Here is a 12,285-nt window from a genome sequence, read left to right as displayed (position 1 = left end):
TCGTGATGACAATCTACAAGAGTAATGGCGATCGCGTTCCGGATCACATCCATGCAATGGCCGAGGAAGCCAGGGCCGGGCGTGTCGATCGCCGCGAATTTCTCGCCTTGGCCAGCGTCTTCGGCGCGTCCACGGCGATGGCCTACGGAATGCTCGGCCTCGCCGACCCGACGCCGGCGAGAGCGCAGGACGCGGAAGGCAAGAAGGGCGGCATACTGAAGGTCGCCATGTGGATCAAGGATCCGAAGGATCCGCGCAAGGCCGACTGGTCGGAAATCGCCAATGCCGAGCGCCAGGCGCTCGAGCCGCTGGTCAAGTACACGACCGAATACACGTTCCGCCCCTATTTGCTCGAGAGTTGGGACGTTAACGACGATGCCACCGAGTACACGCTGCATGTGCGCAAGGACGTGACGTGGTCGAACGGCGATCCGTTCACCGCCGAGGACGTGATCTTCAACATTCGCCGCTGGGCCGACAAGAAGGCCGAGGGCAATTCCATGCCCGGCCGTCTCGGTACGCTTGTCAAGGATGACAAGCTGGACGAAAGCGCGGTGACCAAGGTCGACGATTTGACGGTGAAGCTGAAGCTCGGCACGCCTGATATCGCGCTCATTCCCAACATGTGCGACTATCCCGGCCTTATCGTCCACAAGACCTTCGACGAAAAGGGCGGCGACTTCAAAGCCTGCCCGATCGGCACCGGCCCGTTCGAACTGGTGTCCTACGATGTCGGCCAGAAGGTCGTCTACAAGCGCCGCGAAGACAACAAGTGGTGGGACGGCGAGGTCTTTCTCGACGGCATCGAGTTCATCGACTACGGCACCGATCCCGCGGCTACGGTCAGCGCCTTCGAATCGGGAGAGGTCCATACCAATTTCGAGACGTCGGCCGACTATGTGTCGATCCTCGACGGTGTCGACCTGGTCAAGTACGAGGTGGTCACCGCAGCAACCATCGTCTGCCGCACCAATGTGGCCAACAAGCCCTACGAGGACCAAAAGGTTCGCAATGCGCTGCAGCTCGCAGTGGACAACGCTGTCGTGCTTCAGCTGGGCAACGGCAATGCCGGCACCGTCGCCGAAAATCACCATGTCTGCCCGATCCATCCGGAATATTACGAGCTGCCGAAGATTGCCCGGGATCCGGCCAAGGCGAAGGCGCTGATGGAGGAAGCCGGTCAAGCTGACTTCGAGCACGAGCTGATCACGGTCGACGAAGACTGGCACAAGAATACCGGCGATGCGATCGCCGCGCAGATGCGCGACGCCGGCATCAAGGTGAAGCGCACGGTGCTGCCGGGTTCGACATTCTGGAACGACTGGACGAAGTATCCGCTGTCGATGACCAACTGGAACATGCGGCCGCTCGGCGTGCAGGTTCTGGCGATCGGCTACCGCACAGGAGAGGCCTGGAACGAAACAGCCTGGTCGAATCCCGAATGGGATGCCAAGCTCAACGCCGCGCTTTCGGTCGCCGACGCGGCCAAGCGCAAGGAGATGATGAAGGAGATCGAGCAGATCCTGCAGGATTCCGGCATCATCATCCAGCCTTACTGGCGTAAGCTCTATAGTCACTCGGTGGCTGCCGTTAAGAACTACGCCATGCACCCGACATACGAGCGCGATTACGGCAAGATCTGGCTCGACGAGGCCTGACCGGTCGAAGCAACGGGGAGGGGGGGCGTTCGTCCCTCCCTCCTGTTTCGAACATGATCCGCAAATGTGGGTCAGCGCAAAAGGCTGCTGACTTTTCGAGCTGGTTCATGCGACAAATCAAGGGTTGACAGCACCTGACCCCAACCCAGCCGGCAGGGGGCCGCCATGCTTTCCTTCATCCTTCGACGGCTCGGCACGATGGCATTGACGATGCTGTGCCTGACGTTGGTCGTCTTCTTCCTGATCAATCTCGATCCCAATCTGAAAAAGCTGGCGATCAGCCAGACCGAAATGCACACCTCGGCCGAGCAGCTCGAAAGCTGGCTGGTAAACCACGGCTACCGCCAGAATTTCTTCTCCCGCTACGGCCAATGGCTGGGTATCGTGCCCAAGCAGCCGGTGATCGACCCTGCGACGGGGGCGCCTGCAAAGCGTTTCTCCTTCTGCAACGATCCAGTCGTGCCGACATTCTCCGGCGTCCTGCAAGGCGACTTCGGCTGCTCGACCAAGTTCAAGACCACAGTGGCGTCGAAGCTCTTTCCAGCACTTGGCGCCACCGGCATCCTGATGTTTTGGGTGCTTGTGGTGATGGTGCCGATCTCGTTGCTGATCGGCATCCTCGCCGGCATGCGCGAGGGCACGCGAACCGATCGGACGCTGTCCGTCGCCTCCATCGCCTCGACGGCGACGCCCGAATATGTGTCGGGTGTCATCTTCACCGTTATCTTCGCCTCCTGGCTCGGCTGGCTGAACGGATCGGCGGCTTCGGCCAGCCGGGGCATCACCTTCTACAACTTCACCTTGCCGGTGATGACGCTGGCGATCTACGGCATCGGCTACATCGCAAGAATGACCCGCGCCTCGATGGTCGAGGTGATGACGCAGCAATATATCCGTACCGCGCGGCTGAAGGGCCTCTCCTTCGGCAGCGTCGTGGTCAAGCATGCGCTGCGCAACGCGCTGATCGCGCCGTTCACCGTCATCATGCTGCAATTTCCCTGGCTGCTCACCGGCGTCGTCATCGTCGAGGTGATGTTCCGCTATCAGGGCTTCGGCTACACGCTGGTCGAGGCGGCCGGTAACAACGACATCGACCTTTTGCTCGGCTGCTCGCTGGTCTCGGTGTTCATCGTCCTGATCACGCAGCTCATTTCCGATGTCGGCTACGCGTTTCTCAATCCGCGTATCAGAGTTCAATAGGGGATCGGGCGGATGCAGCTTGAATATATAGGCGCCTTCGATGTGGTGCTTGGCGTGCTTGCGCGTTTCTGGCCGGTCTGGGTCGCCCTCGTCGTGGTGATGGGGGCAAGCTTCGCCTACAAGAAGAGGCTCGGCCTCTACGGGCAGCTCTTCGACAGCGCCGTCGGCATCGCCGGCGTCGGCATATGCCTGTTCTGGCTGTTCACGGCGATCTTCGCGTCGACCATCGCGCCTTTCAATCCACTTGCCCAGGTGGCGATCATGAAGGATGCGCTGCCGGGCGCGGTCGAGCCGCAATCGGGACTTGTCTATCTTTTCGGCGGCGACAAGCTCGCCCGCGACGTGTTCAGCCGCATGGTCTATGGCAGCCAGATCGTGCTGATCATCGCGCCGGCGGCGACCGGTTTCGCGCTGATGGTCGGCATCACGCTTGGCCTGCCGGCCGGCTATTATGGCGGCAAGATCGACACTGTGCTGTCCTTCCTCGCCAACCTGGTGCTTGCCTTTCCGGTGATCCTCCTGTTCTACCTGCTGGTGACGCCGGGCATCATGGACACGCCGATCCCCTATGCGATGGCCGGGCTGTTCTTCCTGTTCCCGATCGTCTTCTTCAGCGTGCTGTTCTGGACGCGCTACAAGAAACGGCCCGACCGCCTCTATATCCTCCTGGGACTGACGCTGATCATTGGCGGCTGGGTCTATGCCGGCCTGGTCTTCGATGCCGACCCGTTCAGGATCATCCACATCGATCCCAACCAGCTCAACATCTTCGTGGCAGTGGTGTTCGCCTCCAGCCCCGGCGTGTTCCGCATCGTGCGCGGCCTGGTCATGGACATCAAGACGCGCGACTATGTAGCTGCGGCGCAGACGCGCGGTGAATCGCCCTGGTACATCATGCTTTGGGAGATCCTCCCCAATGCGCGGGGGCCGCTGATCGTCGACGCCTGCCTGCGTATCGGCTACACCACGATCCTGCTCGGCACGCTCGGTTATTTCGGCCTAGGGCTGGCGCCTGAAAGCCCGGACTGGGGCACCGCGATCAAGGACGCCAGCCGCCTGCTGCGCTCCTTCATTCACCCCGCGCTGCCGCCGACGATCGCGCTGATGTCGTTCGTGCTGGGCCTTAATCTCCTGGCCGACTCGCTGCGTGAACAGTCGATGAAAGATTGATGGGCGGGCGATGAAAGATTGATGGACGGGTCTTCGACCCTACTTGAAAGAACAAGGATTGGAGCGACCCATGAATGAGGCAGTTCGAAATCCCGGCAAGCCGTCCAATGGGCCTACCGATGGGCCGATCATCGAGATCGAGAACCTGTCGATCTCCTTCTTTACACGCAAGGGCGAGATACCGGCCGTCATGGACTTTTCCTGCACGGTCATGCCCGGTGAAGCGATGGGCATCGTCGGCGAATCCGGTTGCGGCAAGTCGACCGTGTCGCTCGGCATCATGCGCGATCTCTCCAACATCGGAAAGATCGTCGGCGGCCGGATAAAGTTCCAGGGCAAGGACATGGGCGAATTGTCCGAAGAGGAACTCCGCTCCATCCGCGGCAACAAGATCGCGATGATCTACCAGGAGCCGATGGCCAGCCTGAACCCGGCGATGAAGGTCGGCCAGCAATTGATGGAAGTGCCGCTGATCCACGACAAGGTATCGAAGGAAGAGGCTTATAAGAGAGCGCTCGAAATGGTGCGCTCGGTCAGGCTGCCCGATCCAGAGCGCATGATGCGCTCCTTTCCGCACCAGCTTTCGGGTGGCCAGCAGCAGCGTATCGTCATCGCCATGGCGCTGCTGTCGAAGCCGGCGCTGCTCCTGCTTGACGAGCCGACGACGGCGCTCGACGTGACGGTGGAAGCCGGCATCGTCGACCTGGTCAAGGGGCTCGGCGAGAAGTTCGGCACCTCGATGATCTTCGTGTCGCACAATCTCGGCCTGATCCTGGAGACCTGCGACCGCATCACGGTGATGTATTCGGGCGAAGCGGTCGAGACCGGCAAGATCAAGGACGTCTTCGACCGGATGCGCCATCCCTACACGCAAGGCCTGTTCCGCTCGATCCCGCTGCCCGGCGCAGACAAGAATTCGCGGCCGCTGATTTCCATACCGGGGCAATTGCCGCTGCCGCACGAGCGGCCGAAGGGCTGCAATTTCGGCCCCCGCTGCCACCATTTCGTCGAGGGCGTCTGCAACGCGGCCGAAATCCCGATGATCGCGGTTGAAGGCCATGAGGGCCATTTTTCGCGTTGCGTGCGCTTCAACGAGATCGACTGGGAAGCGCTGCCGCCCGGCGCCAAGAAGGTCAACGAGCGCGTCGAGCCCGGCGCGCCGGTGCTCAAGATCGAGGACCTCAAGAAGTACTACAAGGTCGGCGGCAGCGAAGTGTTCGGCTCGAGCGGAGGCCGCGTCGTCAAGGCCAACGAGACGATCTCCTTCATGGCACGCGAATCCGAGACCGTCGCCATCGTCGGCGAGTCCGGTTGCGGAAAGTCGACGCTGGCCAAGGTGCTGCTCGGGCTGGAGACGGCAAGCTCCGGCAGCGTGACGCTCGGCAACACGCAGATCCAGTCAACCGGCGTCGAGAAACGCAGCGTCGACACGGTGTCGTCGATCCAGATGGTGTTCCAGAATCCGTTCGATACGCTCAATCCCAGCCACACGGTAGGCTCGCAGATCATCCGCACGCTGGAAAAGTTCAATGTCGGCAAGACCGTCGCCGATCGCCGCAAGCGCATGCTGGAGCTTCTCGACCTGGTGAAGCTGCCGCGGGCGTTCGAGACCCGCAAACCGCGCCAGCTTTCCGGCGGCCAGAAGCAGCGCATCGGCGTGGCGCGGGCCTTTGCCGGCGATGCCAAGGTGGTGGTGGCCGACGAGCCGGTCTCGGCGCTCGACGTGTCGGTGCAGGCTGCGGTGACCGAACTTTTGATGGACATCCAGCGCAAGAACAAGACGACGATGCTGTTCATCAGCCATGACCTGTCGGTGGTGCGCTATATCGCCGACCGCGTCGTCGTCATGTATCTTGGCTACATCGTCGAGCAGGGCACGACCGACCAGATCTTTTCGCCGCCCTATCATCCCTACACCGAGGCGCTGCTGTCGGCGATCCCGATCGCCGACACATCAGTGATCAAGAAGCACATCGTGCTGGAAGGCGACATCCCGTCGGCGATGAACCCGCCAACCGGATGTCCGTTCCAGACGCGGTGCGGTTACAAGAAGCTGGTGCCGGACAATCTTTGCGAGACGCAGGTGCCGCCGGTGAAGAATCTCGGCAATGGCCATATGAGCCTGTGCTGGCTTGCCGACGACGTGCTGGCGAAAATGGAGCCGGTGATCAAATTCGACAAGGAGCACGCCGCCAATGAGGGGGTGCCGGACGACGCGCCGCAGGGCATAGGCCCAGGCTTCGCCGGCGCTCCGCCCAAGCGTCCGCGCGGCAAGAGGCCGAAGCCGACGGACGGCTAGATCCGTGGCGCCATCAAGGCGCGCACTGGCGTAGCTGCGCGGCGTAATCCCGAGCCATCTGCTCGGTGGCCCGCGCATAGCGCTGCACGCCGGCATCGCCCCGTTCGCCGCGCTTGTAGGCGGTCCAGCCGAGATAATAGGCCAGATAGAGATTGTAGGTATCGTTGCGGGCAACGCCGAGCGTGTCGGCGGTCCTGGAATGATACCAGCCGACGAAATCGACGGCATCGGCAAAGCTGGTGCGGCGCGCCGCCCAGCCGCCCGTCTCGCTTTGATATTGCGCCCAGGTGCCGTCAAGCGCCTGCGAGAAGCCGGTGGCGCTGGAGACACGTTTCCAGGGAATGAAACCGAGAAGCTTGGTGCGCGGCGGCCTGGCGTTGCTCTTGAAGCCGGATTCCTTGCGCACCGTCGCCATCAGCACGGGAACCGGCACGCCGTATTTCTGCTCGGCGCGTTCGGCCGCCCGCCGCCTGCCAATTGTCGAACCAGCCGTCATTCTGGTCGAATACGGCGCAGACATCGTTGATATGGCTCGGCGGCGTCGCGCAGGCCGACAGCGCCAGCAGTACGCTGACGGCTCCAATTTTACTAAAACTCGACCTACCCATCGGAGCAGGATTAGGCCGAAAACATAAAAGGAATCTTGCGGCGTTTCTTAACGGCTCATCGGTCGCTTTGGCCGGCAAAGCAAGGATCAATATTCCGACGGTTTCTGTCGTTTTTGTCGCAATTACATTCCAAAAATGCCGCCTTGACTAAAATCGCGTCCGCAGGCGGCGGATTTCTGACAGCCCGATCCTTGTGCCGGCGCTTTGATGCGCCGCATGACCGAACCGAGACGCAAGCGCGGCGCTGAGCGAACCAGCAACAGGGGGCCGACCGCCATTCCGCAACTGCCGTTGCGCCGCGTCACAAATCCCTATCCGCCAATGGCGATGCTCTCGGCCGACCAGATCGAGGCGATCCACGAAGCCTCGATGCACATTCTGGAGAATTTCGGCATCGAGGTGATGAGCCCGCGGGCGCTTTCGCTGTTCGAGAAGGCCGGGGGCAAGGTCGATCATGCGTCGATGACTGTCCGCATCGACCGGGGCATGATCGACGAGGCACTGAGGACGACACGATCGAGCTACCGGCTTACGCCGCGCAACCCGGCCCATACTGTCCATCTCGGCGGCAACACCATCAACTTCACCCTGGTCGCCGGGCCGCCCAACGTGCACGACATGGAACGCGGCCGCCGCGCCGGGAACCTGCGCGACTATTGCGATCTCACCCGGCTGGCGCAGCATTTCAACTGCATTCATATGCTGGGCAACCAAGTCTGCGCACCGGTGGAACTGCCGGCCAACTCACGCCATCTCGACACCTATTTCGCCAATCTGACGCTGACCGACAAGAGTTTTCACGTCTCGGCGATCGGCCGGGGCAGGGCGCTGGACGGCATCGAAATGATGGCTGTTTCGCGAGGGCTGACGCCCGACCAGATGCGCGACGATCCCGGCGTCACCACCATCATCTCGGTCAACTCGCCGCGCCGCTTCGACGAGATGATGGCCGAAGGGCTGATGACGATGGCTGAGTTCGGCCAATCGGTGGCGGTGACGCCGTTCACGCTGATGGGAGCGATGAGCCCGGTGACGCTTGCCGGCGCGCTCGCCCAGCAGAATGCCGAGGCGCTGTTCGGCGTGGTCTTGACGCAGCTTGTCCGCCCCGGCGCCCCGGTTATGTATGGCGCCTTCACCTCCAATGTCGACATGAAGTCGGGCGCGCCGGCCTTCGGCACGCCGGAGAACACCAAAGCCAACATCGCCTCCGGGCAGTTGGCGAGGCGCTATGGACTGCCCTACCGGACGACGCCGGGCTCGGCCTCCAACGCCGCCGACGCGCAGGGCGCCTATGAGACGCTGATGGCGCTGTGGGGCGCGGTGCTCGGCCACGGCAATCTCGTCTACCACGCCGCCGGCTGGCAGGAAGGCGGGCTGACCGCGTCGTTCGAAAAGTTCATCATCGACGTCGAAATGATCCAGCACATGATGGAATTCTTGCGCCCGATCGAGGTCAACGAGGCGGAACTCGCCGTCGAGGCGCTGGGTGCGGTGCCGACCGGCGGCCATTTCTTCGGCGAGCCGCATACGCTGGAGCGCTATGCCACTGCCTTTTACCAGCCGATGCTTTCCAACTGGCAGAACTACGAGGCCTGGCAGGAGGCCGGCGGGCTCGACACCACGGCGCGCGCGACGCGGCTGTGGAAGAAGGCGCTGGAAGATCATGTCGAGCCGGTGATTGATGTTTCCGTGCGCGAAGCGCTGGAAGCCTATGTCGCCAAGCGCAAGGAAGCGATCGGGCAGGGCGAGCCGTGAAAGATCGCGACGCCAATCCGTTTTCCTCCCATTCTGAATCAATTCACCCATCCAATTCCTTGAAATAACGAGAAAAACATGAAATCGCATGCAAAGGTCGTGGTCATTGGCGGAGGCGTCGTCGGCTGTTCCGTGCTGTTCCATCTGGCCCGTCACGGCTGGACCGACATCGTGCTCCTGGAGCGCGACGAACTGACCTCCGGCTCGACCTGGCACGCGGCCGGCGGCATGCACACGATCAATGGCGACCCCAACGTCGCCAAGCTGCAGAAATACACGATCTCGCTCTACAAGGAGATCGAGGAGCTGTCCGGCCAGGCGACCGGCGTGCATCTGACCGGTGGCGTGCTTCTGGCGGCGACCGAGGCGCGGCTCGACTGGCTGCGCGGCGTTGTCGCCAAGGGCCGCTATCTCGGCATCGATCTTGAAGAAATCTCGCCTGATGAGGCGGCCGAACTGATGCCGCTGCTCGACCCCAAGCAGTTCGTCGGCGCCGTCCGCAACAAGGAGGACGGCCATCTCGACCCTTCGGGGGTCACCCACGCCTATGCCAAGGCGGCCAGAAAACTGGGCGCCGAGGTCGAACGCTTCACCAAGGTCGAGGATATCGTGCGCCGTCCCGACGGGCTGTGGCGCGTCCTCACCAACAAGGGTGAGGTGGTGGCCGAGCATGTCGTCAACGCCGGCGGCCTGTGGGCGCGCGAGGTCGGCCGCATGGTCGGGCTGGAGCTGCCGGTTCTAGCCATGGAGCACATGTACCTGATCACCGAGGACATGCCGGAGGTTGCCGCCTGGAACCAGAAGACCGGCACGGAGATCATCCACGCGGTCGATTTCGACGGCGAGCTCTATCTGCGCCAGGAGCGCGGCGGCATGCTGATGGGCACCTATGAGAAGGCCAACAAGCCGTGGTCAGAGTTCCAGACGCCTTGGAACTTCGGCCATGAATTGCTGGAGCCGGATATCGACCGCATCGCGCCGTCGCTGGAAGTCGGCTTCCGGCATTTCCCGGCCTTCCAGAACACCGGCATCAAGCAGATCATCAACGGTCCCTTCACCTTCGCGCCGGACGGCAACCCGCTGGTCGGGCCGGTGCGCGGCCTGCCGGGTTTCTGGGTCGCCTGCGGCGTCATGGCCGGCTTTTCACAGGGCGGCGGTGTCGGTCTGGCGCTGTCGAACTGGATGATCGAGGGCGATCCCGGTGCCGACATCTGGGCGATGGATGTCTCGCGCTATGGCGACTGGGCGACGATGGCCTATACCAACGCCAAGGTGCGCGAGAATTATTCGCGGCGTTTTTCCATCCGCTTCCCCAATGAGGAGCTGCCTGCCGGGCGGCCGCTCAAGACCACGCCGGTCTACGATCTTCTGTCGGCCAAGGGCGCGCAATGGGGCGTGGCCTATGGCCTGGAAGTGCCGCTGTGGTATGCGCCCGAGGGCGTCAAGGACGAGTTCTCGTGGCGGCGATCGAGCGATTTCGAGCATGTCGCGAGCGAGGTGAAGACGGTTCGCGGTGGCGTCGGCCTGGCGGAGATCTCGAGCTTCGCCAAATACAGGGTGACCGGCGAGGGCGCGGCGGCCTGGCTCGACCGGTTGCTTGCCTGCAAATTGCCAAAACCCGGCCGCATGACGCTGGCGCCGATGCTGAAGGAAGACGGCAAGCTGATCGGCGATTTCACGCTGGCCAATCTCGGTAGTCCCGATTCCAACGGGGAGGGCTGGTTTCTCGCCGGCTCCGGCATTGCCGAGCAGTATCATATGCGCTGGTTTGAGGCGCATCTGCCGAAGGACGGTTCGGTCACGATCGAGGCGCTGGGCGCGAAGTTGACGGGCCTGTCGATCGCCGGACCGAATGCGCGGGACGTGCTGGCCAGGGTTACGCGGGCGGATATGTCGAATGCGGCGTTTTCGTTCATGGCCGTCCGCAAGATGGATATCGACATGGCGCCATGCCTGGTCGGCCGCGTCAGCTACACCGGCGATCTCGGTTACGAGATCTGGGTCGCGCCGGAATATCAGCGTGCCGCGTACCAGACCCTGATGGCGGCGGGCGAAGAATTCGGCATTGGCCTGTTCGGCTCGCGCGCGCTCAACGCGCTTCGACTGGAGAAGAATTACGGTTCATGGGCGCGCGAATACCGGCCGATCTACGGGCCGCTGGAGGCCGGCCTCGACCGTTTCGTCGCCTATGGCAAGGACGCCGATTTCATCGGCAAGCAGGCGGCACTCGCCGAGCGCCAGCAAGGCGGCAAGCTGCGACTGCGCGCCTTTGTCGTCGATGCGGCAGACGCCGACGTCATCGGCGACGAGCCGATCTGGTTCGACGGCGCCGTGCGCGGCTGGGTCACGTCAGGCGGCTACGCGCATCATTCGAAGACATCCATCGCCATGGGCTATGTGCCGAAGGAGATCGCCGACGAGGCCGACGGTTTCGAGATCGAGCTGCTCGGCAAGCGCTATCCCGCACACGTGCAGCCGTCGCCGCTGTTCGACGCCAATCTCGAGCGGATGCGTGGGTGAAGGCGCCGCTTGTCGGCGCTTCAGGCGCCGCGGCCGTTGTCTATCGCCCAGGCGCCGGGACCGGCGAACACCAGATAGAGGAAGATGAAACAGAAGGAGATCGCCGCGTCGCCGCCATTGTTGACCGGGAAGAAGCCCTGCGGCATGTGCGCCATGAAATAGGCGATCGCCATCTCGCCGCTGAGAAGGAATGCGACCGGCCTGGTGAAAAGCCCCAATACCAGCAGGATGCCGCCGGCGAATTCGAGGATGCCCGCGGTCAGCGACAGCCCGCTCAGGGCGCCGGCATGATCGCTGACGGGAAAATTGAACAGTTTCTGGGTGCCATGCTCCATAAACTGCAGCGCCGTCATGATGCGAAGCACAGCCAGGGCCTGAGGCTGATATTTGGCGAGACCGTCAAAAACCGTCATCATGAGGCTCCATTTCACTCCGCCCGACCCGGCCATAGATTACCGCCTGGCAATGGACCATTCACTTCCCATGGCCAGCCATCAACAATCGGTGATTGGAGTTGTTCCTCCATCATGGACTTCCATTTAGGGTTGTATTTATATCGCTATAGTTGTATTGATATGTAGATACTCCAAACCATGTGGGTTCCCTTTGCCATGAAAAAAGCCGTCATCAGCCTCTTCGCAATCCTTGCAGGTACCAGCTTCGCCATGGCGGACGATGCCGGCTGCACGGCATTCAAATGGCCGGTGACGCGGGAGCAGGCGCTGTTTGCGGCGGCACAAGCGGAACAGTCCGGAACCGCGCTGGCTGTTGGTGCGGCCGCGGACCTTTCTTTGGAGCCGATCGACTCTGTTACCTTCGAAGTTGCGCCGGAACGGGCACCGGCGTCCGGCGCCTTTGGCGCGACTGCCAGCCTGGTTGTCCCGCCCGAAGGGACAATCCAGATAAGCCTGTCCGATGAGGCCTGGATCGATGTCGTTCAGGACGGCAAAGCCGTGAAGTTGTCCGGGCATCCGCAAGAGCGTGCGCTTCAAGCTGCAGGCTGGTCCGGCCACCCTGCAGCTCAGTGGTGCCAAGAAGGCGAACCTCAAGGTCGCGGTGCTGGCGCCGGAGTAAT

General features: G+C 62.4%; 8 protein-coding genes and 2 pseudogenes. 8 read left to right on the top strand and 2 right to left on the bottom strand.

Annotation, left to right across the window (positions count from 1 at the left end):
- The first annotated feature begins 5 nt into the window (after positions 1-5).
- The 4 genes from IQ26_RS17580 (at position 6) to IQ26_RS17565 (ending at position 6,327) form a co-directional block, all read left to right on the top strand.
- Positions 6-1,658 carry an ABC transporter substrate-binding protein gene (locus IQ26_RS17580; RefSeq protein ID WP_145719516.1) on the top strand — a complete coding sequence of 551 codons (1,653 nt, stop codon included), beginning with the start codon at positions 6-8 and terminating at the stop codon, positions 1,656-1,658.
- A gap of 165 nt (positions 1,659-1,823) precedes the next feature.
- Positions 1,824-2,858, top strand: a complete 1,035-nt coding sequence (locus IQ26_RS17575) for an ABC transporter permease (RefSeq protein WP_145719512.1) — start codon at positions 1,824-1,826, stop codon at positions 2,856-2,858.
- A gap of 12 nt (positions 2,859-2,870) precedes the next feature.
- Positions 2,871-4,028 carry an ABC transporter permease gene (locus tag IQ26_RS17570; protein WP_145719508.1) on the top strand — a complete coding sequence of 386 codons (1,158 nt, stop codon included), beginning with the start codon at positions 2,871-2,873 and terminating at the stop codon, positions 4,026-4,028.
- 70 nt (positions 4,029-4,098) lie between these two features.
- On the top strand, positions 4,099-6,327 hold the full coding sequence (locus IQ26_RS17565) for a dipeptide ABC transporter ATP-binding protein (protein WP_145719502.1): 2,229 nt from the start codon (positions 4,099-4,101) through the stop codon (positions 6,325-6,327).
- A gap of 13 nt (positions 6,328-6,340) precedes the next feature.
- On the opposite strand, the pseudogene IQ26_RS17560 reads toward IQ26_RS17565, so the two are convergent.
- Positions 6,341-6,935 (bottom strand): annotated as a pseudogene (locus IQ26_RS17560) (transglycosylase SLT domain-containing protein).
- Between IQ26_RS17560 and IQ26_RS39480 the strand changes: the two are divergent.
- The 3 genes from IQ26_RS39480 (at position 6,850) to IQ26_RS17550 (ending at position 11,210) form a co-directional block, all read left to right on the top strand.
- Entirely contained in the window at positions 6,850-7,086 is a 237-nt protein-coding gene (locus tag IQ26_RS39480) for a hypothetical protein (RefSeq protein WP_162457993.1), read from the top strand. The pseudogene IQ26_RS17560 and the gene IQ26_RS39480 overlap by 86 nt on opposite strands.
- 65 nt (positions 7,087-7,151) lie before the next feature.
- On the top strand, positions 7,152-8,690 hold the full coding sequence (locus IQ26_RS17555; RefSeq protein ID WP_145719496.1) for a trimethylamine methyltransferase family protein: 1,539 nt from the start codon (positions 7,152-7,154) through the stop codon (positions 8,688-8,690).
- 78 nt (positions 8,691-8,768) lie between these two features.
- Positions 8,769-11,210 carry a GcvT family protein gene (locus tag IQ26_RS17550; RefSeq protein WP_145719487.1) on the top strand — a complete coding sequence of 814 codons (2,442 nt, stop codon included), beginning with the start codon at positions 8,769-8,771 and terminating at the stop codon, positions 11,208-11,210.
- Positions 11,211-11,230: 20 nt separating this feature from the next.
- On the opposite strand, the gene IQ26_RS17545 is transcribed toward IQ26_RS17550, so the two are convergent.
- A complete protein-coding gene (locus IQ26_RS17545) occupies positions 11,231-11,623 on the bottom strand; it encodes a DoxX family protein (RefSeq protein ID WP_145719479.1) in 393 nt (130 codons plus the stop codon).
- 198 nt (positions 11,624-11,821) lie between these two features.
- Between IQ26_RS17545 and IQ26_RS40430 the strand changes: the two are divergent.
- A pseudogene (locus IQ26_RS40430) lies at positions 11,822-12,284 on the top strand (hypothetical protein).
- The last annotated feature ends 1 nt before the right edge of the window (position 12,285 follow it).

The sequence above is a fragment of the Mesorhizobium tianshanense genome (genome assembly GCF_007830515.1).
GTDB classification, from domain to species: Bacteria; Pseudomonadota; Alphaproteobacteria; order Rhizobiales; family Rhizobiaceae; genus Mesorhizobium; species Mesorhizobium tianshanense.
Note: the sequence above shows the minus strand (reverse complement) of the source record. Positions and strands in the feature narration are given on the sequence as shown.